Raw genomic sequence first — 25,733 nt, forward strand, 5'->3', positions numbered from 1 at the left:
TTGGCGAACCGCTTCCGGAACCTGACGTGACGACGGCAAGCCGACAGGCCCACCTGGGTCGGATCGATCAGGTTCTGAGGCACATCCACCTGAACCTGGACAAGCCGCTGGCCGTGGCCAGCCTCGCCCGGATTGGCGGCTGGTCCCGCTGGCAGTTCAACCGCGTGTTCTCGGACGAAACCGGACAGTCCGTCGGACAGTATGTCCGGGAACTGCGGCTGAGCCTGGCGGCGGAACTGCTTCTGTTCACCGACCAGCGCATCATCGATGTTGGCCTGGCCTGCGGTTTCAGCTCGGACATCAGCTTTACCCGCAGCTTCAAACAGCATTTCGGGTGTCCACCTGCCCGGTACCGCCGGCGAGGACTCCCCTGCCTGCTCGCCACTCCCCTCTGCCTCGACCCGGCCATGCTGCCGGATGCCGCACTCAGGGCACGGGTGCCCGCCATCCGGCTGGATTCGAAACCCGCGTTTTCGGTGGCCGGTCGTTCCGACAGAGTCCGAGGACTGTTCTCGCCCAGTCCCGATTTTGGTATCAAGGTCCCCGCCCTCTGGGCTGAACTGTCAGAGCGCGAGATGCTGCCCGATGACCGGCCCAGGTTCGGCGTTCTCGATCTGTCCCGGGGGCCGGATTCCGAATTCCGCTATCTGGCCGGCTTCGGGACAGACAGCGGCGGCACCAACACGGAACTGGAGGTCCTCGAGGTACCGGCCCAGAACTATGTGGTTATCTCTTTCCAGGGTCCGATCCGGTCGCTGTCGGAGATCCTCAAGTGGTTCTTCGAGGCGTGGCTGCCCCACGCTGGCTGCAATGCCGTTTACGGCTACGATCTGGAGATTTACCCGCCCGGCTTTGACGCGGAGGCACCGGAAGTGACCATGGAATACTGGATCCCGGTCACCCTGAATGAGCCATTCATTGCCCGCCATGCACCAATCGGTTAAGTCCTGTTTCGCCAGATAAATATAATGGGAATGATTCGCAATTAATTATTCCCACGCCAGACAGGACTCGACATGCCTTCACACCTGCTCAAACCGTCTTTACTTGCTGTTGCCGTAGGCCTCGCCAGCAGCCCGCTGGTTTTCGCCCAACCCGGTGAACCCATGGTCCTGGACACCATGACGGTGTACGGGGAAACCTACAGGAACACCGCCACCAAGACTGCGCTGGAGCCCGGCGAAACACCCCAGAGCATCTCGGTACTGGATCAACAGGTCCTGGAAATGCGCGATGCGGACTCGGTGGCCACAGCCCTTCGATACGTGCCCGGGGTGAACACGGAATTGCGCGGCGGCGCCGTCGGGCGACTGGACCTGTTCAGCATCCGTGGCTTTATCAATTACCAGAATTATTACGATGGCCTGCAACTGCTCTACAACGACTGGAACCTGCAGCCCCAGATTGATCTGAAGGCGGTGGAGCAGGTTGAGGTATTCCGTGGCCCCACCTCCACCCTCTACGGGGCCATGCCACCCGGGGGCATGGTCAACCTGATCGGCAAGCAACCGGCCACCGGGAGTTTCAACAAGATCGAGCTGGCCAGCGGCTCGCGCAATCTGGCCGAAGCGTCCATTGAAAGCCGTGGCCAACTGGGCGATTCCAACCTGTCGTACAGCCTGGTAGGTCTCACCCGAACCCGCGATGGCCAGGCCGAGACTTCCGAGGAAGAGCGCCACATGATCGCGCCCTCCCTGGATTGGCAGGTGAGCGAGGACACACTCATCAACTTCAACCTCTATTACCAGAAAGACCCGGCCATGGGCATCTACACCACCCTGCCCGCCTCCGGCCTGTTCCTGCCCAACCCCAACGGCGAGCTGCCGAAAGATGCCTTCTCCGGCGACGCCAACTGGAACGAATTTGATAAAGAGGTGCTGCTGGCAGGCTACAAGGTCAACCACAACATCAACGACAGCTGGAACTTCCTGCAGAACTTTCGCTATACCGATGCGGAGGCCTTCCAGACCAACACCTATGGCACCGGACTGGCAGCGGACGGCCGGACACTGTCCCGGCAAGCCTACCTCACCGACGAAGCCACCACCGGCTTCACGATCGACAACCAGTTTTCCGGGCGGTTCCAGACCGGCATGGCCCGGCACAACCTGCTGTTGGGCGTGGACTACCTGAGCCTGGACTCCGATGTGATCTATGAAGACACCTCGTTCGGCAGCGGCGCCCCGGCCATCGATCTCTACGACCCCGACTACTACCAGATCTCACGCAGCACAATCGACATTACCGATACCGCCTACTCCTCCGATTTCACCATCCGCAAAAAGCAGCTGGGCCTCTATCTGCAGGATCAGATCGAACTCGGGCGGTTTGTGGTGATCGGCGGTGTTCGCTGGGACGACTTCACCGGTGAAGAGCAGGGTCAGCAATACGGAGCCTCGATTGACCGCAAGCTGGAGCAGGACAACCTCTCCACACGGGCGGGCCTGATGTACCAGGCGGCAAGTGGAATCTCACCCTATCTGAATTACGCCGAGAGCTTCGAGCCTCAGACCGGCAGTGATCGTAACGGCAATGAGTTCGACCCTTCTACCGGCGAGCAATGGGAGCTGGGCGCGAAGTACCAGTCATCGGATCGACGCACCTCCATTAACCTGGCGCTTTACCAGATTACCAAGGAAAACGTTCCCACCCGCGATCCCAACGGTGGCCCCTACGACAAGATACAGGCCGGTGAAGTCCGGTCCCGTGGGGTCGAGCTTGAAGCCCGGGCCCAGCCGCTCGACAGTCTGTTGATGACACTGAGCTACACTGTCCAGGATGTCGAGGTGACCAGGGACAACACCGGACTGGAAGGACAGACACCGGTCTGGGTGCCCGAACAATTGATGTCGGTCTGGGCGGACTACGGCTTCTACCAGGGCCCGCTGGATGGTCTGGTGGCCGGTATTGGCGCCCGCTACATTGGCGAGGCGGAATACAACGCCGCCACCAACGAGGGCAAGGTACCCGACGCCACCCTGGTGGATATTGCCCTGCGCTACAACCTTGGACGGGTGGCCAGCAGCCTCCGCGGCACAGAGCTGGGCCTGTCTGTGAATAACCTGACCGACGAGCGCTACTACAGCTGTTTCGACAGCTCCAATTGCTGGTTTGGCGAGGAACGAACGGTCGAAGCATCCGTTTCCTACACGTTCTGAGCCCCAGGTAGGCCCTGACATGAACGGCATCAAAATCCCGGAGGCGGACTGACCGATGGTACCTCCTGCCAATCCTTCGCAGGCCTCCCGGCTGCCCCGGAGTATCTGGGTTCTGGGGTTCGTCAGCCTGCTGATGGATGTGTCCTCGGAAATCATCCACAGCCTGCTGCCCATCTATCTGGTTTCAGTACTGGGGGCCAGCGCACTGGCTGTCGGGTTGATTGAGGGCGCCGCCAACGCCACGGCGCCCATGATCAAGGTATTCTCCGGCGCTCTCAGTGATTACCTGGGCAAGCGCAAGGGGCTTGCGATTCTGGGCTATGGCCTGAGCGCGCTCTCCAAACCGGTGTTTGCACTGGCGTCGGGGCTTGGCTGGATTGTCACGGCGAGGATCGTTGACCGGGTGGGCAAGGGAATCCGTGGTGCCCCACGTGACGCACTGATAGCGGACCTGGCCCCGCCCGACCTGCGCGGGGCAGCCTACGGCCTGCGCCAATCCCTGGACGTGGCCGGCGCGGTGGCCGGGCCGCTGCTGGCCATCGCTCTGATGCTGCTCTGGCAAAACGACTACCAGGCGGTCTTCTGGGCAGCGGTGATCCCGGCGGTGCTGACCGTGGCGCTGCTCGTATTCGGAGTTCGTGAACCGGCCAGGACGGTGCCGGGGCAACGGACCAATCCGATCCAGCGCGGCAACCTCAAACGACTGAACCGGGCGTTCTGGAGCATCGTCGCCATCGGTGCCCTGTTCACCCTGGCCCGGTTCAGCGAGGCCTTCATTCTGCTGCGGGCAGAGGCATTGAACCTGGCACCAGCCTGGCTGCCACTGGTGGTGGTCGCGCTTAATCTGGCGTTTTCCCTCTCGGCGTATCCCTTTGGCAAGCTCTCAGACCGGCTACCTGCCCATTCCCTGCTGATCATTGGGCTGGTGCCGCTGATACTCGCTGATGCCCTGCTGGCCACGGCCAACCACTGGGCCTGGACCCTCGCGGCCGCCCTCGCCTGGGGCCTGCACATGGGAATCACCCAGGGGTTGTTTGCCAAACTGGTGGCCGACACCGCATCAGACGCCCTGCGCGGGACCGCCTTTGGCGTATTCAACCTGGTGACCGGGGTTACCCTGTTCCTGGCCAACGCCCTGGCCGGGCTGCTCTGGGCCTGGGGCGGGGCGGCCCTGACCTTCCAGGCCGGTGCCGCCGTCGGTGTTGTGGTGATGGTGTTGCTCTGGGTCCGGCGGGAGCGGGATTGAAGGACCGCTCCCGAGGCCCGGAACCCTATTCGACCGTTACACTTTTCGCCAGATTGCGGGGCTGATCCACGTCCGTGCCCTTGAGCACCGCAACGTGGTAGGACAGCAACTGCAGCGGCACGGTGAAGACAATGGGCGCCGTGACCGGATGCACCGAGGGAATCTGCATCACGTGGATGCCCTCCTCCGGCTTCACGTCGGCCTTTTTGTCAGCGAACACGAAAAGCTGGCCGCCCCGGGCACGCACTTCTTCCAGGTTGGATTTGAGTTTCTCCACCAGGTCGTTGTTGGGCGCCACGGTGACCACTGGCATCTCGCTGTCCACCAGGGCCAGCGGGCCATGCTTGAGTTCGCCGGCCGGGTAAGCCTCGGCGTGTATGTAGGAAATTTCCTTGAGCTTGAGCGCCCCTTCCAGGGCCACCGGGAACTGGGAGCCCCGGCCCAGGAACAGACTGTGGTTCTTGTCCATGAACGCCTTGGACATCTCGGCGATCTCGCCGTCCAGAGCCAGCACATCGCTGACCTGGCCCGGCAGCAGATGGATGGCTTCCACGATCTCTTGTTCCTTTTCCTCTGACAGGCCGTTATGGCGGGCCAGGGCCAGGGTAAAGATCAGCAGGGCGGTGAGCTGGGTGGTGAAAGCCTTGGTGGATGCCACACCAATCTCGGGACCGGCCTGGGTCATGATCACCAGATCAGATTCCCGAACCAGGGAACTGCCCGGCACGTTGCAGATGGCCAGTGCGGCCCGGAAGCCGGCTTTCTTGGCCTGGCGCAGAGCCGCCAAGGTGTCGGCGGTTTCGCCGGACTGGGAGATGCACAGGAACAGGGTGTCCTGCTGGATCACGTGCTTGCGGTAACGGAACTCCGAGGCCACCTCCACGGAACAGGGCACGCCGGCCAGCTCCTCAATCCAGTAACGGGCCACCATGCCGGCATGGTAGCTGGTGCCGCAGGCGATAATCTGCACGTGGCGCACGTTTTCGAGGAGGTTTGCCGCCTCGGTGCCCAGTGCCTGCTCGAGCACCCTGGTCCTGGTCACCCGGCCTTCCATGGTGGCCTTGACCACCTTGGGCTGCTCGTAGATTTCCTTGAGCATGTAATGGCGGTACTCGCCCTTGTCGGCGGAGTCGGCACCGTGCTCGAATCGGGTGACCTCGCGCTCCACCGTTTTGCCATCCCGGTCCAGGATCGACACACCATCACGCCGGATATCGGCGATGTCGCCTTCTTCCAGGAACATGAAGCGGTCGGTCACCGGCAGCAGCGCCAGCTGATCGGAGGCGATGAAGTTTTCGCCGATACCCACGCCGATGACCAGGGGGCTACCCTCGCGGCACACCACCAGATGGTCGGGCTCGTCGCCGTGCACCACGGCCAGGGCATAGGCCCCGCGAAGCCGGGCGATGGACGCCCGCACGGCCTGGTGCAGATTACCAAGGCTGCGATAATTCTTTTCGATCAGGTGCGCCACCACCTCGGTGTCGGTCTGGGACGTGAACGTGAAGCCATCCGCCCGCAACTCGTCGCGCAGTTCCTGGTAGTTCTCGATAATGCCGTTGTGGACAATCGCCAGCCGATCACCAGACATGTGCGGGTGGGCGTTGATCTGGGAGGGCTCGCCGTGGGTAGCCCAGCGGGTGTGGGCGATACCCAGGTGGCCCGGAAGGGGCCTGGCATCCATGGCGTCTGAGAGCGACGCGACCTTGCCCACTTCGCGGGCACGCTGGACACTGTGGTCGCTGGTAATCACCGCCATGCCGGCAGAGTCATAGCCCCGGTATTCCAGTCGGCGCAAACCCTCAAGAAGGATGCCCTGGACGTCCCGTTCCGAAACCGCTCCTACAATTCCACACATGCTGCTCTACCTGTCTGTTTTCGTCGTGATCAGTGTTTCTTCGGCTTTTCCCAGCCGGTGATGTTCCGCTGCCGGGCCCGGGCCACGGCCAGTTCGCTGTCCGCCACATCCCGGGTAATCGTGGAGCCGGCACCGATGGTGGCTTCTGCGGCAATGGTCACCGGCGCCACCAGCGCGGTGTTGGAGCCTACAAAGACGCCGTCGCCGAGTACCGTCTGGTACTTGTTCACCCCATCATAATTACAGGTGATGGTTCCTGCACCCACATTCACATTACGGCCCAGTGAGGCATCACCCACGTAACTGAGGTGATTGATCTTGCTGCCCTCGCCCACCACGGCTTTCTTGGTTTCGACAAAGTTGCCCACTTTGGTGTTGGCAGCAAGCTCGGTGCCCGGACGCAGGCGGGCAAACGGCCCGATCTGGGCATTGGCACCAACGCTGGCTCCTTCAATCACACTGTTGGCCTTGATCTCTGCCCCATCGGCGATGGTAGCGTCCTTGATGACGCAGTTAGGACCAATGGAGACGTTACTGCCCAGGGCGACCTTGCCCTCGAACACCACGTTCACATCGATCCAGAGGTCATTGCCGATGGTGAGGTCGCCGCGCACATCCACGCGGGCCGGATCGGCCAGGGTCGCGCCTTCGGTCATCAGCCGGTCGGCCTGACGACGCTGGTACCAACGCTCGAGCTCGGCCAGCTGCAACCGGTTGTTCACGCCCTGAACCTCGTACGGATTTTCCGGCTGGGATACCGCCACCCTCAGGCCCTGCGCCACCGCCATGGCGATGATGTCGGTGAGGTAGTATTCGCCCTGGGCGTTGCTGTTCGAGAGAGTTGGCAGCCAGGCTTTCAGATGCTTCGCCGAGACCGCGAGAATACCCGTATTCACCTCACGGATCTGCTGCTGCTCGGGGGTGGCGTCTTTCTGCTCGACGATTGACTGAACCGCGCCTTCGGCGTCACGCACGATGCGGCCATAGCCCTGGGGGTTGTCCAGGGTAACGGTGAGCAGGCCGAGGGTGGAATCATCCAGGGTAGCCACCAGCCCTTCGAGGGTTTCATGACCCGTTAGCGGGACATCACCGTAGAGCACCAGCACCCGCGCCTCGTCCGGCAAATCCGGCAGCGCCTGGGCGACCGCATGGCCGGTACCCAGTTGCTCGCTCTGGGTTACCCAGTTCACCGAGTCGGCCCGGGTAGCTTCCCTTACCTTGTCTGCCCCATGGCCAATCACCGTATGAATCCTCTCGGCACCCAGTTGTTCGGCCGTGGCAATGACATGATGGAGCATCGACCGACCGGCAATCGGATGCAGTACCTTGGGCAGGGCGGACTTCATTCTGGACCCCTGGCCGGCGGCCAGAATGACAACGTGTAGCGGGCTCATGGCAACGTCAGGCTCCCGGAGTGTTTACTGTCAGCTTTCGAAAAATAAAAAAACCGCATCCTTTGAAGCCGGAAAGCCCAGGCAAACGCGTGGTCTTCCAGCCGCTCAGGATGCGGCTATGGTGTTCGGCAAACCCGAAACGACGATGCTTAACGCATCTTGTTACGCAGCTGCTGGATGGTACGAAGCTGGGCCACAGCCTCGGCCAGCTCTGCAGCGGCACGGGAGTACTCGAATTCACCGGTCTTGTTGGCAAGTGCTTTCTCGGCTTCTTTCTGTGCCTCGAGCGCTGCGGCTTCGTCCACATCCTTTGCACGAACCGCGGTGTCGGCCAACAAAGTCACCAGATTGGGCTGAACCTCCAGATACCCGCCGGACACGTAAAGAATTTCTTCCTCACCGCCCTGCTTGATAATCCGAATGGGGCCCGGCTTCAGCTGGGTCAGCAGGGGAGTGTGACCCGGGGCAATACCCAGGTCACCTTCCGAACCCGCCGCGATCAGCATTTCAACCAATCCGGAATAGATCTTTGTTTCGGCACTTACCACATCACAATGCACGGTCATACCCATGTCAGTTGCCTCTTTGATCGATCCGGAAACAAGGGCTCAAGCGCAAATTACTTCTTGGCCTTGGCCTTCATTTCCTTCGCTTTCTCGACCGCTTCCTCAATGGTACCAACCATGTAGAACGCCTGCTCGGGCAGTTCGTCATAGTCGCCATTCAGGATGCCCTTAAAGCTGCTGATGGTTTCCTTGAGGGAAACGTACTTACCGGGAGAGCCGGTGAATACTTCAGCAACGTGGAACGGCTGGGACAGAAAACGCTCGATCTTACGGGCACGGGCAACGGTCAGCTTGTCTTCTTCTGACAGTTCGTCCATACCCAGGATGGCGATGATGTCTTTCAGTTCCTTGTAGCGCTGCAGGTTGGTCTGCACGCCACGGGCTACTTCGTAGTGCTCCTGGCCGATGATCAGCGGATCCAGCTGACGGGAGGTGGAATCCAGCGGATCGATCGCCGGGTAGATACCCTTGGAAGCGATGTCACGGCTCAGTACCACGGTCGCATCCAGGTGCGAGAAGGTGGTTGCAGGCGACGGGTCGGTCAGGTCATCCGCCGGTACGTAAACCGCCTGGATGGACGTGATGGAACCGTTCTTGGTGGAGGTGATCCGCTCCTGCAGCTGACCCATCTCCTCGGCCAGTGTCGGCTGGTAACCTACCGCGGAGGGCATACGGCCCAGCAGTGCGGATACCTCGGTACCGGCCAGGGTGTAACGATAGATGTTGTCCACGAACAACAGTACGTCACGGCCTTCGTCACGGAACTTCTCGGCCATGGTGAGACCGGTCAGGGCCACACGCAGACGGTTTCCGGGGGGCTCGTTCATCTGGCCGTAAACCATGGCAACCTTGTCGAGAACGTTGGACTCCTTCATCTCATAGTAGAAGTCGTTACCTTCCCGGGTCCGCTCACCAACACCTGCGAATACGGAGAGACCGGAGTGCTCTTTCGCGATGTTGTTGATCAGCTCCATCATGTTTACGGTCTTGCCCACGCCGGCGCCGCCGAACAGGCCAACCTTACCACCCTTGGCGAACGGGCAGATCAGGTCGATAACCTTGATGCCGGTTTCCAGCAGGTCGGCAGACGCTGCCTGGTCGGCATAGCCCGGAGCCTTCCGGTGAATCGCCCAGCGCTCTTCTTCGCCGATGTCGCCGGCTTCGTCGATGGGACGACCCAGAACGTCCATGATCCGGCCCAGGGTCTGGGTACCAACCGGGACTGAAATCGGCTGGCCGGTGTTTTCTGCTTTCAGGCCACGCTTGAGGCCTTCGGTGCTGCCCATGGCGATGGTACGAACAATGCCGTCACCCAGCTGCTGCTGGACTTCCAGAGTTGTTTCGCCACCTTCAAGCAGCAGTGCGTCATATACTTTGGGTACGGAGTCACGTGGGAATTCCACGTCGATAACCGCGCCAATGATCTGAACGATTTGTCCGCTACTCATGCTCGGTTCCTCGTTATCTTGATAGTCAATAAAACCAGTTGGATTGGAGCCGGATCAGACCGAAGCCGCGCCGCTCACAATCTCCGATATCTCTTGGGTAATGGCTGCCTGACGGGCCTTGTTATAAGCCAGCTGAAGCTCGTCGATAATGCTACCGGCGTTGTCAGTCGCGCTCTTCATGGCGATCATCCGGGCTGCCTGTTCACATGCCAGATTTTCTACCACACCCTGGTATACCTGGGATTCAATAAAACGTGGCAGAAGGCCATCGAGGATCTGCCTGGCATCGGGCTCGTAGAGATAATCCCACTGGTTCTTGATCTCTTCCTCGTCCTCACCCTCGGGCAGGGGCAGAAGCTGCTCCACCTTCGGGCTCTGGGTCATGGTGTTGACGAATTCGTTGCTCACCACGTACAGGCGGTCGATCTTGCCCTCGGAGAACGAATCCAGCATGACCTTGACGTTGCCGATGAGTTTTTCGGAGCTCGGGCTATCGCCCAGGTGGGTCAATGCCGCAACGACATTGCCGCCGTAACTCCGGAAAAAGGACGCACCTTTCTGCCCGATGGCGCACAGATCGGATTCCACGCCTTTTTCTTTCCACGCTTTCATTTCACGGACAAGCGCTTTGAACAGGTTGATGTTCAGACCACCGCAGAGGCCACGATCAGTTGACACCACGATATAGCCCACGCGCTTGACCTCGCGCTCGACCATGAACGGGTGCTTGTACTGAGCATTCGCCTTGGCAATGTGCCCGATCACCTGACGCATCTTGTCGGCATACGGGCGGGTTGCCTGCATGCGCTCCTGAGCCTTACGCATTTTGCTCGCCGCCACCATTTCCATGGCGCTGGTGATCTTCTGCGTGCTCTTGATGCTCGAAATCTGGTTACGTATTTCTTTGCCGACGGCCATAACTCACTGCCTTCTCAAGTTAGACACTCGTTGCTACGAAAAGCGGCCCGCGACATCTGCCGCAGGCCCGTTTTCTTACCAGCTCTGAGTGGTCTTGAATTTCTCAAGTGCAGCTTTGAGGCCGGCAGCGATTTCGTCGTTGTAATCGCCTTTCTCGTTGATCTTGTCGAGGAGGTCTTTCTGTTCGGAGCGCATCCAGTCGAGCATCTGCGCTTCAAACTTCACTACCTTGTCGACATCAACGTCGTCCAGGAAGCCTTCGTTGGCTGCGAACAGAACCGTACCCATTTCAGCCACAGACAGCGGGCTGTACTGGTTCTGCTTCATGAGTTCGGTTACACGCTGACCGTGCTCAAGCTGCTTACGGGTTGCTTCGTCGAGATCGGAAGCAAACTGGGCGAAAGCGGCCAGTTCACGATACTGGGCCAGAGCCAGACGGATGTTACCGCCGAGCTTCTTCATGATCTTGGTCTGGGCGGAACCACCAACCCGGGATACGGAGATACCGGCGTTCATCGCCGGACGGATACCGGAGTTGAACAGGTTGGTTTCCAGGAAGATCTGGCCATCGGTGATGGAAATTACGTTGGTCGGTACGAACGCGGAGACGTCGCCAGCCTGGGTTTCGATGATCGGCAGCGCGGTCAGGGAACCGGTCTTGCCTTTCACTTCGCCGTTGGTCAGCTGCTCTACGTACTCGGCGTTAACACGGGAGGCACGCTCCAGCAGACGCGAGTGCAGGTAGAAAACGTCACCCGGGTAGGCTTCACGGCCCGGCGGACGACGCAGCAGCAGGGAGATCTGGCGGTAAGCCACAGCCTGCTTGGACAGGTCATCGTAGATGATCAGGGCGTCTTCGCCGCGGTCGCGGAAGTATTCACCCATGGAGGTACCGGCATACGGAGCCAGGAACTGCATCGCTGCAGGATCGGCGGCACCGGCGGCAACCACGATGGTGTGATCCATGGCGCCGTGCTCTTCAAGCTTGCGCACAACCGCTGCGATGGAAGACTGCTTCTGACCAACCGCCACGTAGATACACTTGATGCCGGTATCTTTCTGGTTGATGATCGCATCGATCGCAACCGCCGTCTTACCGATCTGACGGTCACCGATGATCAGCTCCCGCTGGCCGCGACCGATTGGCACCATGGTGTCGATGGCTTTCAGACCGGTCTGAACCGGCTCGTCAACGGACTGACGTGCGATAACGCCCGGAGCAACCTTTTCAACCGGAGAGGTCAGGTCGGTGCCCAGGTCGCCCTTGCCGTCGATGGGGTTACCCAGCGCGTCGACAACACGACCCATCAGTTCCGGACCTACCGGTACTTCCAGGATCCGGCCGGTGCAACGAACCTTCTGGCCTTCTGCCAGATCTTCGTAGTCACCCAGCACAACCGCGCCCACGGAATCACGCTCCAGGTTCAGAGCCATGCCGTAAGTACCGTTGGCAAATTCAATCATCTCACCGTACATAACGTCGGCAAGACCGTGGATCAGCACGATACCGTCGGAAACCGACAGGATCGTACCTTCGTTTTTTGCTTCGGAAGAGATGTCGAGCTTCTCGATTCTCTTCTTGATGATGTCACTGATCTCGGATGGATTCAGTTGCTGCATGCCAATATCCTCAAACCTTGTGCTGAAATCAGGAGCCCAGAGCGTCGGCCAGCTTGGTCAGCTTTCCGCGTACAGATGCGTCAATGACCAGATCGCCAGTGCGAATAATCACGCCGCCAATCAGAGACTTGTCCAGTGACGCTGCGAGTGACACTTGCCGCTCGAGTTTCTTCGAAAGTGCCTGGGCGAGCTTCTGTTGCTGTTCGTCCGTCAGCTCGAAAGCCGCGGTGACTTCAATATCAACAGTGCGCTCCAGATCAGCCCGGTACGTGTTGAAGAGCGCTGCAATCTCAGGAAGAAGAGTCAGCCGGCGGTTTTCAGCCAGTACAGCGAAAAAGTTGCGAACCTGCTCTGTAACGCCGTCCTCGACGACCTCCAGAATCAGATCAGCCTTCTTCTGCTCTTCCAGACCCGGATTCGCGAGAAGCTGTCGAATGTCTTTGTTCGCGGTGACCTGCCCGGCAATCGTCAGCACCTGTGACCACTCAGCCAGCTGTTTGTGCTCCTGAGCGGCAGTGAAGGCTGCCTTTGCGTAGGGACGGGCCAGCGTTCTCAGTTCTGCCATGGTGAACCTCGCCGTTTAGAGTTCTGCCGCCAGTTTTTCCAACATCTCGTTGTGCTTGGAGGCATCGACAGAGGTTTCCAGGATCTTCTCAGCACCGGCAACGGCAATGGTGGCAATTTCTGCACGCAAAGCGTCACGAGCCTGATTGCGCTCCTGTTCAATTTCGGCCTTGGCCTGCTCAATCAGCTTCTGGCCTTCCTTGCGGGCGTCATCTTTCGATGCTTCCACAATCTGGGCCGCACGCTTGTTCGCCTGTTCGATCAGGCTCGCAGCTTGCTGCTTGGCTTCACGCAGTTCCTGAGCTGACTTTTCCTGAGCCAGTTCCAGATCGCGCGCCGCGCGGTCTGAGGCAGCCAGTCCGTCAGCGATCTTCTTTTGACGCTCCTGCAGTGCGGCCATGATCGGCGGCCACACGTACTTCATGCAGAAGACGACAAAGATAAAGAACGCGATGGCTTGACCAATCATCGTCAAATTAATGTTCACGTCTTCACCTCTCGCCTGTTTTGTTAAGAATCATCTGACCGGGGAAAAGCCCCCGGCTGGCGACTCGATTAACCGGCGATCTGGCCGACAAACGGGTTGGCGAAAGTGAAGAACAGAGCGATACCAACACCGATCATGGTTACGGCGTCCAGCAGACCTGCAACGATGAACATTTTAACCTGCAGCATCGGGGTCATTTCCGGCTGACGCGCAGCGCCTTCCAGGAACTTGCCACCGAGGATACCAAAGCCAATCGCAGTACCCAGGGCACCCAGGCCAATCAGCAGTGCAACGGCAATCGCGGTCATTCCAACTACAGTTTCCATGATAACTCCCAGTTTCAGTTAGGTTTTTCAGTTTAAGGGTTTAGGGTTTAGAACTACGGCTTAATGGTGTCCGATCAGTGACTGTCTTCGTGAGCCATGCTCAGGTACACGATCGTCAACATCATAAAGATGAATGCCTGCAGGGTGATAACCAGAATGTGGAAAATCGCCCAGGGGACAGACAGCGTCCACTGTGCCCACAGCGGCAGCAGTGCAATCAGGATGAAGATCAACTCGCCGGCGTACAGGTTACCAAACAGACGCAACGCCAGTGAGATCGGCTTGGCGATCAGGCTCACGCCCTCGAGCAGCAGGTTCACCGGAACCAGCAGGATCTTCAGGAACAGGTTGTCGGAAGAGAAGGGGTGCAGGGTGAGTTCACCCAGGAAGCCACCCACGCCCTTGACCTTCAGGCTGTAGTAGATGATCAGGAAGAAGACCGACAGGGACATACCCAGGGTGACGTTCACGTCGGTGGTCGGTACAACCTTCATGTATTCGAGGCCCATCAGATGGAACAGCTGGGGCAGGAAGTCCACCGGCACCAGGTCCATCAGGTTCATCAGGAATACCCAGCAGAAAATGGTCAGTGACAGCGGCGCAATCACCTTGTTACGACCGTGGAAGGTCTCTTTCACGCTGTTGTCGACAAACTCGACCATGACTTCCACAAAATTCTGCAAGCCACCGGGCTGCCCGGACGTGGCTTTCTTGGCGGCCATGCGGAACAGGAACAGGAACAGGACACCGAGCGCAACCGCCCAGCCCAGAGAATCGATGTGCAGGGCCCAGAAGCCCATGTCGGACGCTTCGCGGCCGGTTTGGGCCAGTGTCCAGGTTGCATCTTGAAGCACGGTTCCGTCGGCACGCTCGTAGCCCGCCGGCAGTTTACCGTAGGTGAGGTTCTGGAGGTGATGCTGGATATATTCGGATGCACTTCCTGCCATAACGGTTTCCCAGGTCCAGTTAGCTTTGCTGCGTATTGCTGCCCGCCAGGAGCGGTGTCAACCAGTTGGTGACCAGCATGATCGCAAATGTTAGAAAAAGTGCCGACACATCGATCGGCTGAATCCATTTGAACACCACCGTGAAACCGATGGCGCACAGGATGAGCTTGCCGGCCTCACCCTGGTAAAAAGAACTCATGATCTTTTTGGCAGACCGCGCGCCGGAGTAGCGGAATGCCTTGAGCGCAAAGTAACCATGGGGGATCAGAAAAATAAGTCCGCCCAACAGCGCTGAATAACCGGACACCTGGCCTCCAAACAGGAGAAACGCCAGGCTTGCGAGGACCAGCATCACACTCTCAATTGCAAACCACCGTGCGATGGGCGGCCGACCGATACCGCCTGAGCTAGCCTTCGTCATGTTCGTTCCGGGAGTACGGTGCCTTTATATACGATGCAGTTTAAAAAGTAAGCAAATACACCGATACGAGCGCCGCAGATTATATGTGTTCAATGTGCACGAATCAACAAAACCGGGCACCGGCGACGGGCCCGAAGCGGGCGTTATGAAGGGCGTTCGGCCGTTTTCGACACAAATAGACACGCGTTCAATTTTTCAACACTACATGTTGTGTGCGCCGACAATTACGAACTTTCGTAGGGGGCCGGACGGCGGATCGAACGTCGACCAATGCAGGTAGACGGTTACTTGATGTGGCCCAGGATGCCGTCCAGTTCGTCCAGGGAACTGTATTCGATCACCAGCTTGCCCTTGCCCCGCTGGCCGTGATCAATGGAAACCCGGGCGCCGAGCCGCTCGGCCAAATCGTCCTGGAGTGCGCGGATATTGGGATCCAGGGCGGCCTTGCTACCGGACTTGCGGTCGGGCGTCTCCTGCTGCACCCGGCGCACAAGCGCCTCGGTCTGACGCACCGACAGCGATTTGGCCACCACCTGTTTGGCCACCTGCATCTGAAGCTCCGGCGGCAGGGTGAGCATGGCGCGACCGTGGCCCATTTCCAGGTCACCGTGCTCAAGCATGATCCGGACGTCCTCGGACAGCCCGATCAACCGCAGCAGGTTGGTGATGGTGGTGCGGGACTTGCCCACCGCTTCGGCCACCTGGGCCTGGGTGAGGCCAAATTCATCCTGCAGCCGCTGCAGGGCAAAGGCTTCCTCGATGGGGTTCAGGTTTTCCCGCTGGATGTTTTCAATCAGCGCCATGGCGATGGCGGCTTCATCGGGCACATCGCGGATGATGGCGGGAATCCGGTCAAGCTCGGCCATCTGGGTCGCCCGCCAGCGGCGCTCACCGGCGATCAGCTCGTAGCGGCCCTCACTGATGGGACGCACCACCACCGGTTGCATCACACCCTGCTGGCGAATCGAATCGGCCAGCTCCTGCAGCGCCGCCGGGTCCATATCACGACGGGGCTGGTAGCGGCCACGCTGGATGAGATCGATGGGGACTTCGCGGAGCTCGCCGTCGTGATCCTTCAGCTCCTGGTCCAGATTGACCTTGGAGCCCGCCAGCAGAGCGCCCAGTCCGCGTTCACCCAATCCTCGTTTTTTCGCCGCCATGGTGTCAGTCATTCTTCCCGTTGAAAATCGTTGTACTTAAGTGAGTGACAGGGCGGTATGTTACACCGCCACCGGCGCGGATGTCTTTTTTGAACCGTGGCGGCGCACCATCTCACCGGCCAGGGCCAGGTAAGCAATGGCGCCCTTGGAGGCGCGGTCGTACACCAGGGCCGGAACGCCGTAGCTTGGCGCTTCGGCCAATCGCACATTACGGGGGATCACCGCCCGGTACACCTTGTCACCAAAATACTCGCTGAGCTGGCCAGAGACATCCAGGGTCAGGCTGTTGCGGGGGTCGTACATGGTGCGCAGGATGCCTTCCACCTGCAGGTTCGGGTTTACTGTTTCCTGGATCTGCTCCACCGTGTTCATCAACGCCGCCAGCCCTTCCAGGGCGTAGTACTCGCACTGCATGGGAATAAGCACGGCATCGGCCGCAGACAGCGCATTGACGGTCAGAAGGTTCAGGGACGGCGGGCAATCGATCAGGATGTAGTCGTAGTTGTCACGAACCGTGTTCAGGGCCAGGCGCAGGCGGTGCTCGCGCCCGATCTCGTTCATCAGTTCCACTTCCGCGGCAGTCAGGTCACCGTTGGCCGGCAGGATATCGAAACCCGAGGCCTCCGCCAGAATGATCGTTTCGGCGGCACTGGCGCGCTTGGTCAGCATGTCGTAGCCAGACAGCTCCAGGCTGTTTTTGTCGACACCGCTGCCCATGGTGGCGTTGCCCTGGGGGTCCATGTCCACCAGCAGTACCCGGCGTTTGGTAGCGGCCAGGGAGGCAGCAAGATTGACGCAGGTGGTGGTTTTACCCACACCGCCTTTCTGATTGGTCACTGCAATCACGCGCGCCATGTCGTGCCTCCTTGTTCGGTATTAGCGGGAATCGGCTGCCCGGGCAACCACCAGCAGATGGCGTTCGCCGTCGGCGCCGGGGACCTCCAGGGAGTGGCTGGATTTTACCTGCCAGCCGGCCGGAAGGGCAGCCACTTCATCATCCGGAAACTGGCCTTTCATGGCAAGGAACTCGCCGCCATTTGCCAGCAGACCGTCGCACCAGTGCACCAGATTTTCCAGGGCGGTAAAGGCGCGGCTGCTGATCTGGCTGAACGGGCGGGAGGGTGTGCAATCCTCGGCCCGGCCGTGGATCACCTGGACATTATCCAGGCCCAGCTCGAGAACGCACTGGTTGAGAAAGCGGGTTTTCTTGCCGTTGCTGTCAAGCAGGGTGAACTGGCGGCCCGGCAGCGTAATGGCCAGGGGAATCCCGGGCAGGCCGCCTCCGGCACCCACATCCAGCAGGTGATCGGTGGTTACCCAGGGCAGGATGCTCAGGCTGTCGAGCAGCTGCCGGGACACCATCTGGCTTTCATCACGCACCGCGGTCAGGTTGTAGGCACGGTTCCACTTGTTGAGCAGACCCAGGAACGCCAGTAGCCGCTTCTGCTGGTCGTCACCCAGGTCCAGCCCCATTATTGCGAGCCCCGTGCTGAGCTGGTCCTGCCATTGCGCGTTGTTCATGGCCGGCGCTCAGGCCGACTGCTTGCGCAACAGGTCGCGCTTTTTCAGGTGCACAAGGATCTGGCTCACCGCCGCCGGGGTCACACCCTGGATGCGGGAAGCCTGGGCCACGGTTTCCGGGCGTACGGTCTTGAGTTTCTGCTTGATCTCGTTCGACAGCCCGCCGATCACGTCGTAGTCCAGGTCCACCGGCAGGGCAGTGTTCTCGTTCCGGCGCAGACGCTCGATCTCATCCGTCTGGCGCGAGATATAGCCCTCGTACTTGATCTCGATCTCCACCTGATCCGCCACCACCGGGTCGCCGGCCTGCTCGGCGCCGATCTCGGCGATGTGGCCATAAGCGATTTCCGGACGGCGCAGCAGCTCGGCCAGTGACTGGTCACGGGTCATCGGCTGTTTCAGGAAACCATTGGCCCGCTCACCCGCGTCGGTGTTCGGATGGATGCGAGTGGATTCCAGGCGGCTGCGTTCGGTAGCGATCGCCTCACGCTTGGCGTTGAACTTCTGCCAGCGGTCATCGTTGACCAGGCCCAGCTTCCGGCCGGTCTCGGTCAGGCGCAGGTCGGCGTTGTCCTCCCGCAGGATCAGCCGGTACTCGGCGCGGCTGGTGAACATGCGGTAGGGCTCGGAGGTGCCCATGGTGATCAGATCGTCCACCAGCACGCCCAGGTAGGCCTCGTCCCGGCGCGGGTACCACTCGTCTTTCTCCTGCGCCCGCAGGGCTGCATTGATGCCCGCCAACAGGCCCTGGGCGCCGGCTTCTTCGTAGCCGGTGGTGCCGTTGATCTGACCGGCAAAATACAGCCCCTGTATGAACTTGGTTTCCAGGGTGTGGCGCAGGTCCTGGGGATTCAGGAAGTCGTACTCGATGGCGTAGCCCGGCCGGGTAATATGGGCGTTCTCAAAACCCGGAATCGAGCGCACCGCTGCCAGCTGGATATCAAACGGCAGACTGGTGGAAATACCGTTCGGATAAAGTTCGTTGGTGGTCAGGCCCTCGGGCTCCACGAAAATCTGGTGCGAGTCCTTGTCGGCAAAGCGGTTGACCTTGTCCTCGATGGACGGGCAATAGCGGGGACCAACCCCTTCGATGTTGCCCGCAAACATGGGTGAGCGGTCAAAGCCACTGCGGATGATGTCGTGGGTCTGCTCGGTGGTGCGGGTCACGTAACAGCAGATCTGTTCCGGGTGCTGGTCCCGGCTGCCGATGAACGACATCACCGGGGTGGGGTCGTCGCCCCACTGTTGCTGCATCACCGAGAAATCCACCGAGCGGGCATCAATACGCGGTGGCGTACCGGTTTTCAGCCGGCCGACATTGAAGGGCAACTCCCGAAGGCGTTTGGCCAGGGCGTTCGCCGGGGCATCACCGGCACGACCGCCGGAATGGTGCTGCATGCCGATGTGGATAACGCCGCCCAGGAAGGTGCCGGTGGTCAGCACCACCGTTTTCGCATTGAAGCGGATACCAGTCTGGGTCACCACGCCGGTCACCTGATCGTTTTCCACAATCAGATCGTCTGCCGCCTGCTGGAACAGGGTCAGGTTGGGCTGGTTCTCCAGGGTATGCCGGATTGCCGCCTTGTACAGCACCCGGTCAGCCTGGGCACGGGTGGCGCGCACCGCCGGGCCCTTGCGACTGTTCAACACCCGGAACTGGATTCCGGCCCTGTCGGTGGCCTCGGCCATGGCGCCGCCCAGGGCATCGATTTCCTTCACCAGGTGACTCTTGCCAATGCCGCCGATGGCCGGGTTGCAGGACATCTGGCCCAGTGTCTCAATGTTGTGGGTCAGCAGCAGGGTCTGGGAACCCATGCGCGCAGCCGCCAGGGCGGCTTCGGTGCCGGCATGGCCACCACCAATGACAATGACATCAAAACGGGTCGGAAAATCCACGGTTCACCTCGAACATCGGGCTGAAAATAAGGGGCAAAAACAGGGCGGCGAGTATAACGCCTCACCCGGCAAATTGCAGTGGGAATGCACAAATTTTAACCAGAGGAAGGAGAACTTGAAAGCCGGCCACAGCGCCCGATCGTCCCATGGCCCGGTTTAACCGCCTGTACTGGATAAGTGAAAACCGAAATTTATGCTTTTTCAGAGGCTTGGCTGACTCTTCTCAGAAAACTTTTCAAGAAAGTTATCCACACGTCAGCGGTAGCCCACAGACCCCCTTTAAAGACCATAACTAATTGTTTTATATATAATCCTGAAATTTCATCCAGCGTCTTTCCGGAGGTTTTCCCAGTAATTATCCACAGATTGCGGCTGCCGTAGGCCGGATTCGGGGGTTGGCGCCGATCCGGTGCACAGATTCACCGTTTGCCCCGTACTTCTGCCCTCAATCGGTGCAAAAGTAATCGGGGTCTGGCCGGGCAAGTCGTTCCACGCGCCCTCTGCCCCTTGCTGCCACTAGCCCTGTGCCCTGGTTGGTACGAAATTCGCAGAGTGTTCCATCTGCACACCAGCATCACGTACGGCCAGGAAGGCTTTAACCGCACAAGCAGTAGAAAGGTTCCTGACCATGAGCAGCGTAGTCCGACTCTCCCGTCGCAGCTCCAGGCCAGACGGCAATTCGCCCGTTCCGGACATTATCCACAGCCACGACTTCAGTTCCGTGTACCAGCCTATTCTGAGCCCCGCGCACCAGAAGCTGGTGGGTTACGAGGCACTGGTCCGCGTGCATCAAAACGGCGAGGCGGTTTCGCCGCTGGCCCTGTTCGAACAGGCCGAAGCCCACGGCCAGACGCCCGCTCTGGACCGCCACCTGCTACAGCTGCACCTGGATAACTTTGCCGCCAGCGGCCAGCCGGTCTGGTTGTTCCTGAACATCAATCCGGCCACCTGTATTCATCCGGAGGCTTCGCTGGAACGGCTGGCCAGCCAGTGCCAGCAGAGCGGCATTCATCCGGAGAAAGTGGTGCTGGAACTCGTGGAGAGCGCTTCCGACGACCCGGCTGCACTGCTGGAATTTATCGACAAGGCCAAAACCTGCGGTTTCCAGATTGCCATTGATGATTTCGGCATGGGGGACTCGAATTTCGAGCGGCTCTGGCGCATCAACCCACTGATCGTGAAGCTCGATCGCAGCCTGCTGGTAAACGCCGAGATTCACAGCCGTGCGCGCATGCTGCTGGAGAGTCTGGTGAAGATGATCCGGGAGAGCGGTAGCCTGGTCCTGTTGGAAGGAATCGAGAACCACACCCAGGCGCGTATCGCCTTGGAAACCGAGGCGGATCTGCTGCAGGGCTTTCTGCTGGCCCGACCTTCGGTGCTTGAAGACCATTCCCAGGAGCTGACCGAGCATCGGCTGCGCACTGTTGTCGCGGATTCCAGCGAGTGGTCGTTACAGGATGTCCGCGATCGGGAAGGCTACCTGAGACTGTTGCGTTTCGAGATCCTCGAAGCCTGCCATTCCCTCAGCCGCGAGCTGCCGTTCGATACCGCCTGTCGCCGGCTGCTGGAGGTGGACGGCGTGAAACGTTGTTTCCTGCTCGACAGTCGGGGCATTCAGCAAGGCAATCTGGCCCGGGCAAACCCGGACCTTCAGCGTGGCCGGTTCAACCCCCTCTACCACTCCGCAGGCGCCTGCTGGTCGCATCGGGAATATTTCCGCAATGCCCTCGAGCGGCCGCAGAGCATCAGCAGTTGCCGGCCCTACGTGGCCCTTCCGGACGCCAAACGTACCATCACGCTGTCCACCATGCTGCCGGGGCAGCGGGTGTTCTGTGTGGATATCCACCCCGATGAGGTGTTTGGCGGCAAAATCACGTTCCCGGCAACACTCTGAACCCGCCCTGGGCGGGCTCAGAAGTCATCGGCGCGGCGTTGAGGCGCGGCGGCGACCCCGGTGCCACCGGCGGTACCCGCCGCCTGACGCTCCAGTTCCTTCTCCACCGCGTTGGTGGACTTGGCAAAACGGGCCAGCAGGTTGTAGAGCACCGGAATGATGAACAGGGTCAGGGTGGTCGCGAAAATCAGGCCGCCCAGGATCACCATGCCAATAGCGGCGCGACTCTCGGCACCGGCACCGGTCGCGATGACCAGCGGTACCGCGCCAAAAATGGTGGAAATGGTAGTCATCAACACCGGTCGGAACCGCAGGCAGGCGCCTTCGAGGATGGCATCCCGCACCTCATAGCCCCGGTCCCGGAGCTGGTTGGCGAATTCCACGATCAGAATCCCGTTCTTGGCCATCAGGCCCAACAGCATGATGATCCCGATCTGGCTATATATGTTCAGGCTGATACCGGCCCACCACAGTGCCAGCAGGGCACCGGTCACCGCCAGGGGTACCGAGAGCATGATGATCAACGGGTGGATCCAGCTCTCGAACTGGGCGGCGAGCACCAGGAACACGATGACAAACGCCAGGGCGAAGGTCACGTAGATGGCGGCCGAGGATTCCTGGAATTCCCGGCTCAGGCCCTTGTAGCTGACCCGGGCCTCCGGGGGCAGGTTATCCACCGCCAGGTTGTTCAGGTAAGTCAGTGCTGAGCCCAGGTCGTAGCCATCGGCCAGGGAGGCGCTGATCACCACCGCAGGCAGTCGGTCGATGCGCCTGAGATCCGGATTGGCGCCGATTTCACGAACCGATACCAGCGCCTTGAGCGGAATCAGGCGGCCGCCTTCCCGGGGCCGCAGGAAAATCTGCTCCAGATCCTCCGGAGTTGCCCGGTTGGCATCCTCGGCCTGCACGATCACATCGTATTCCCGGCCCCGGTCGATGTAGGTGGTGACCTGGCGGGAGGCCAGCATGGTCTGGAGTGTCAGGCCGACATCCTCGATGGTGATGTCCAGATCCGCGGCCCGCTCGCGATCAATGTTCACCCGCAGCTCCGGCCGGGTCAGTTCGAAATCGGTGTCGAGGTTCTGCAAATTGGGGTTTTCCCGGGCCCGCTCCACGATTTCCTCGCTCCAGGCCTGCACCGATTCGTAGTCCGGGCCGGCAATCACAAACTCCACGGCCTGACTGAAGCCTCGCTGGCCGAGACCCGGCGGATTCACGGCCACGGTGCGGATACCGGAGACATCGGACAGTTTCTGACGAATCTGGCTGGTGACTTCCTGCTGCTTGATGTCCCGCTCTTCCCAGGGCACCAGGCCCATGATCAGGAACGCGTTGTCCTCCTCATCGCGAAAGCCGACGATGGACAGCAACCGGTTGGCAATGCCCTGATCGAGATAGGGCAGCAGCGTTTCCTCTACCTGGCGCACGTAGTGATCGGTGTATTCCACGGTGGAGCCACGCGGGGCGCTGGTGGGCATGATGATCACCGCCCGGTCTTCGGTGGGTGCCAGCTCCTGGGGCAGCTTCGGGTAGACCACGGCCGCGATTACCAGGCCCACCAGGCCAAGGCCCAGCAGCAGACCGGGCTGGTTCAGGGAAAACTGCAACAGCCGACGGTAACCGTTGGTGAGTCCGTTCAGCACTTTCTCGCTGGCAACCCACAACCGGTGACCTTCCGCCGATTCCGGACTGTGTTTCAGCCACTTGGAACACAGCATAGGGGCCAGGGTCAGGGCCACCAGGCTGGACACCACCACGGCCGCCGCCAGGGTAAAACCGAACTCCGCGAACAGGCGACCGATGTTGCCACCCATGAACGAAATGGGCACAAACACCGCCACCAGGGTGAGGGTGGTGGCGATAACCGCAAACGCCACCTGCTTGGCGCCGCGGTAGGAGGCCAGCAGTGGCGGTTCGCCTTCGTCGATGCGGCGCTGGATGTTTTCCAACATCACGATGGCGTCGTCCACCACCAGCCCGATGGCCAGGATGACCGCCAGCAGGGTGAGTACGTTGATGGAAAAGCCCAGGAAACCCAGGCCGATAAAGGCGCCGATCACCGCCACCGGAATGGTCACCGCAGGAATCAGGGTCGCCCGCCAGGAGCGCAGGAACAGAAAGATCACCAGGATTACCAGTGATACGGCAATGGCCAGGGTGGTCACCACCTCCTTGATGGAGGCCCGGATAAAGATCGACTCGTCGTAGCTCTCGGCAATGGTGACTTCCGGGGGCAGGGTTTCACGAATGTTATCCAGCTCCGCCCGAACGGCGTCCGAAACCGCGACGGTGTTGGCCTTGGACTGGCGGATGATACCCATGCCGATGGCGGTCTGCCCGTTGGCCCGCAGGCGGCTGACGTCCGACTCCACCCCCATCTGGACATTCGCCACTTCGCCCAGGCGCAGGAGGTCGTTGCCGTTCCTGCGAATCACCAGCTGGCGGAACTCTTCCACGTTGGACAGTCGGCCCTCGGCCCGAACCGTGAAATTGCGGGTGGAAGAATCCACCGAGCCGGCCGGAAGCTCAATGTTGTTGGCACGCAGGGCTCGTTCCACCTCGGCCACGGTGATGTCCCGGGCGGCCAGGCGCTCCCGGTCGAGCCAGACCCGGATGGCGTAGCGACGCTCACCGCCAATCCGCACACTGGCCACGCCGTCCAGCACGGAAAGCCGGTCCGCCAGCACCCGGTCGGCGAAGTCACTCAACTCCGCGCTGTCCCAGACGTCACTGCGCAGCGTGATCCACATCATCGGCCGGGCATCCGAATCCGCCTTCTGGACCACCGGCGGATCGGCTTCCTCCGGCAACTGGTTCGCCACCCGCGATACCGCATCGCGCACGTCGTTGGCGGCAATATCCACATCCCGCGAGGTGTTGAATTCGATACTGGTGCGGGATTCGCCCTGTTCGGTGGAGGATTCGATCGACCGGATACCCTCGATACCACTGATGGCCCCTTCAATCACCTGGGTAATCTGGGTATCCACCACTTCCGCCGCCGCGCCGGTGTAATCCGTGGAGATGGAGACCACCGGCGGATCGATGTCCGGGTATTCCCGCACCGGCAGGCCCAGCAGCGCTGCCAGTCCGAACACCACAATCAGCAGGCTGAGGACGGTGGCGAACACCGGTCGCTTGATAGAGACATCGGAGAGAATCACGGATCACAGCTCCCGCGCAGTGACAAACCGGTTATCAGGAATGGCGTTGGCATCGTCCAGAATCCGGATTCGATCGCCACTGCTGAGACGGTCCTGACCGGTGACAATCACCGGATCCTCCGGCCCCAGTCCGCTCGCCACCTCCACCAGACCCGGCATGCGCGAGCCGAGAGTTACAGAAGTTCGACGGGCGGTGCCGTCGTCCGCTACAAACACGTATTGTTCATCACCGCGCACCATCACCGCCTGCTCCGGTATCACCAGGGCTTCGCGCTTGCGCAGGGTCAGGGTGGCCGACATGAACTGACCGGGCCTGAGCAGTCCGTCGGGATTGTCGATCAGGGCGCGAACCGGCAGCGACCGGCTCAGTTCACTGACCCGGGAACCCAGCTCCACCAGTTCGCCCGAGAAGGCCTGTTCGGGGTAGGCCGGTGAGGTGCCGGTTACCGCCTGGCCCAGGGAAACCGCCCCCAGAAAACGCTCTGGAATGGCAAAACCCAGCTCCATGCGGTCGGTGGTATCCAGCGTGGTTACCGTGGTACCGGCGGTTACGTAGGCGCCGACGCTGATATCACTGAGCCCCACCACACCGGAAAACGGCGCCTGGATGCGATGGTTCTCCAGCCGCACCCGGGCCGCCTGCCGCTGGGCCTCGGCCACATCCACAGCAGTTCTGAGTTCATCCACCTGGGACTGGGAAATGCTGTTGTTGGAGCGCAGCCTTTGTGCCCGCTCCAGTTGCCGGCGGGCATCGGAGAGCTGGGCTTCGATCACCTGCAGGTCGGCACGGGCCTGGCGATCATCCAGTTGCAGTAGCACCTCACCCTCGTTAACCCGCTTGCCAGCCTCGAGGTTCAGACGGACCACCCGACCACTGACCTCGGTGGTCAGCTCTACCGCATTCAGGGCCTGCAGACTGCCCACCGCCTTGACCACATCCCGCACCGTCTCACGGGTGGGAAGCACCGTGTTGACCGCGCTGGCAGGTCGCTCCCGGGCGCTCATGGCCTGACCATCGCCGTCGAGATTGCGGTACATCAGGGCACCACCCACGGCAACGGCCACCAGCACCAACGCAATCACACACTGTTTCCACATAGCTTTTCCCGATTGTTCGCCGTCTCAGTCTGTCGAATTGTTCGCTG

21 protein-coding genes are annotated in these 25,733 nt (G+C 60.5%); 4 read left to right on the forward strand and 17 right to left on the reverse strand.

Annotated features, from left to right (window positions below; translation table 11 throughout):
- Positions 1-26 precede the first annotated feature (26 nt).
- From AC0J1C_RS17320 to AC0J1C_RS17330, 3 genes are all read left to right on the forward strand, one after another.
- Entirely contained in the window at positions 27-944 is a 918-nt protein-coding gene (locus AC0J1C_RS17320; RefSeq protein WP_473045004.1) for a GyrI-like domain-containing protein, read from the forward strand.
- Between the two features lie 72 nt (positions 945-1,016).
- Positions 1,017-3,158 carry a TonB-dependent siderophore receptor gene (locus AC0J1C_RS17325; RefSeq protein WP_473045005.1) on the forward strand — a complete coding sequence of 714 codons (2,142 nt, stop codon included), beginning with the start codon at positions 1,017-1,019 and terminating at the stop codon, positions 3,156-3,158.
- 55 nt (positions 3,159-3,213) lie between these two features.
- Positions 3,214-4,404, forward strand: coding sequence for an MFS transporter (locus AC0J1C_RS17330; protein WP_473045007.1), 1,191 nt, complete (start codon positions 3,214-3,216; stop codon positions 4,402-4,404).
- A 25-nt stretch (positions 4,405-4,429) separates the two neighbouring features.
- Here the strand turns inward: AC0J1C_RS17330 and glmS are convergent, their stop codons facing one another.
- The 15 genes from glmS to mnmG form a co-directional block, all read right to left on the reverse strand.
- Positions 4,430-6,262, reverse strand: a complete 1,833-nt coding sequence (glmS, locus tag AC0J1C_RS17335) for a glutamine--fructose-6-phosphate transaminase (isomerizing) (RefSeq protein ID WP_473045009.1) — start codon at positions 6,260-6,262, stop codon at positions 4,430-4,432.
- A gap of 29 nt (positions 6,263-6,291) precedes the next feature.
- Entirely contained in the window at positions 6,292-7,656 is a 1,365-nt protein-coding gene (gene glmU, locus AC0J1C_RS17340) for a bifunctional UDP-N-acetylglucosamine diphosphorylase/glucosamine-1-phosphate N-acetyltransferase GlmU (RefSeq protein ID WP_473045011.1), read from the reverse strand.
- 149 nt (positions 7,657-7,805) lie between these two features.
- On the reverse strand, positions 7,806-8,228 hold the full coding sequence (locus AC0J1C_RS17345) for a F0F1 ATP synthase subunit epsilon (RefSeq protein WP_008172596.1): 423 nt from the start codon (positions 8,226-8,228) through the stop codon (positions 7,806-7,808).
- 47 nt (positions 8,229-8,275) lie between these two features.
- Complete coding sequence (gene atpD / locus AC0J1C_RS17350; protein ID WP_473045012.1) at positions 8,276-9,670, reverse strand: F0F1 ATP synthase subunit beta; 1,395 nt, start codon at positions 9,668-9,670, stop codon at positions 8,276-8,278.
- A gap of 54 nt (positions 9,671-9,724) precedes the next feature.
- The gene (gene atpG, locus AC0J1C_RS17355; protein WP_091989150.1) at positions 9,725-10,588 is read right to left on the reverse strand and encodes a F0F1 ATP synthase subunit gamma; all 864 of its coding nucleotides are present in this window, start codon (positions 10,586-10,588) and stop codon (positions 9,725-9,727) included.
- A 75-nt stretch (positions 10,589-10,663) separates the two neighbouring features.
- Complete coding sequence (gene atpA, locus AC0J1C_RS17360; protein WP_473045013.1) at positions 10,664-12,208, reverse strand: F0F1 ATP synthase subunit alpha; 1,545 nt, start codon at positions 12,206-12,208, stop codon at positions 10,664-10,666.
- Between the two features lie 28 nt (positions 12,209-12,236).
- Positions 12,237-12,773, reverse strand: a complete 537-nt coding sequence (locus AC0J1C_RS17365; RefSeq protein WP_473045014.1) for a F0F1 ATP synthase subunit delta — start codon at positions 12,771-12,773, stop codon at positions 12,237-12,239.
- A gap of 15 nt (positions 12,774-12,788) precedes the next feature.
- Entirely contained in the window at positions 12,789-13,259 is a 471-nt protein-coding gene (locus tag AC0J1C_RS17370) for a F0F1 ATP synthase subunit B (protein ID WP_473045015.1), read from the reverse strand.
- Positions 13,260-13,327: 68 nt separating this feature from the next.
- Complete coding sequence (gene atpE / locus AC0J1C_RS17375; RefSeq protein WP_012138088.1) at positions 13,328-13,585, reverse strand: F0F1 ATP synthase subunit C; 258 nt, start codon at positions 13,583-13,585, stop codon at positions 13,328-13,330.
- A gap of 74 nt (positions 13,586-13,659) precedes the next feature.
- Positions 13,660-14,532 (reverse strand): F0F1 ATP synthase subunit A, encoded by an 873-nt coding sequence (atpB, locus tag AC0J1C_RS17380; protein WP_473045016.1) that lies wholly within the window; start codon positions 14,530-14,532, stop codon positions 13,660-13,662.
- Between the two features lie 19 nt (positions 14,533-14,551).
- Positions 14,552-14,953 carry an ATP synthase subunit I gene (locus AC0J1C_RS17385; RefSeq protein WP_473045017.1) on the reverse strand — a complete coding sequence of 134 codons (402 nt, stop codon included), beginning with the start codon at positions 14,951-14,953 and terminating at the stop codon, positions 14,552-14,554.
- 284 nt (positions 14,954-15,237) lie between these two features.
- Complete coding sequence (locus AC0J1C_RS17390; protein ID WP_375193132.1) at positions 15,238-16,113, reverse strand: ParB/RepB/Spo0J family partition protein; 876 nt, start codon at positions 16,111-16,113, stop codon at positions 15,238-15,240.
- 60 nt (positions 16,114-16,173) lie between these two features.
- Positions 16,174-16,968, reverse strand: a complete 795-nt coding sequence (locus tag AC0J1C_RS17395; protein ID WP_091989170.1) for a ParA family protein — start codon at positions 16,966-16,968, stop codon at positions 16,174-16,176.
- 21 nt (positions 16,969-16,989) lie between these two features.
- Positions 16,990-17,634 (reverse strand): 16S rRNA (guanine(527)-N(7))-methyltransferase RsmG, encoded by a 645-nt coding sequence (rsmG, locus tag AC0J1C_RS17400; protein WP_375193133.1) that lies wholly within the window; start codon positions 17,632-17,634, stop codon positions 16,990-16,992.
- A 9-nt stretch (positions 17,635-17,643) separates the two neighbouring features.
- Positions 17,644-19,530, reverse strand: coding sequence for a tRNA uridine-5-carboxymethylaminomethyl(34) synthesis enzyme MnmG (gene mnmG, locus AC0J1C_RS17405; protein ID WP_375193134.1), 1,887 nt, complete (start codon positions 19,528-19,530; stop codon positions 17,644-17,646).
- Positions 19,531-20,158: 628 nt separating this feature from the next.
- Between mnmG and AC0J1C_RS17410 the strand changes: the two genes are divergently transcribed.
- A complete protein-coding gene (locus tag AC0J1C_RS17410) occupies positions 20,159-21,424 on the forward strand; it encodes an EAL domain-containing protein (RefSeq protein ID WP_473045018.1) in 1,266 nt (421 codons plus the stop codon).
- A gap of 17 nt (positions 21,425-21,441) precedes the next feature.
- Here the strand turns inward: AC0J1C_RS17410 and AC0J1C_RS17415 are convergent, their stop codons facing one another.
- Together AC0J1C_RS17415 and AC0J1C_RS17420 are read right to left on the reverse strand one after the other, a co-directional pair.
- Positions 21,442-24,588, reverse strand: coding sequence for an efflux RND transporter permease subunit (locus AC0J1C_RS17415; RefSeq protein ID WP_473045019.1), 3,147 nt, complete (start codon positions 24,586-24,588; stop codon positions 21,442-21,444).
- Positions 24,589-24,591: 3 nt separating this feature from the next.
- A complete protein-coding gene (locus AC0J1C_RS17420) occupies positions 24,592-25,686 on the reverse strand; it encodes an efflux RND transporter periplasmic adaptor subunit (protein WP_473045020.1) in 1,095 nt (364 codons plus the stop codon).
- Between the last annotated feature and the right edge of the window lie 47 nt (positions 25,687-25,733).

The organism is Marinobacter sp. E2 (assembly GCF_055755345.1).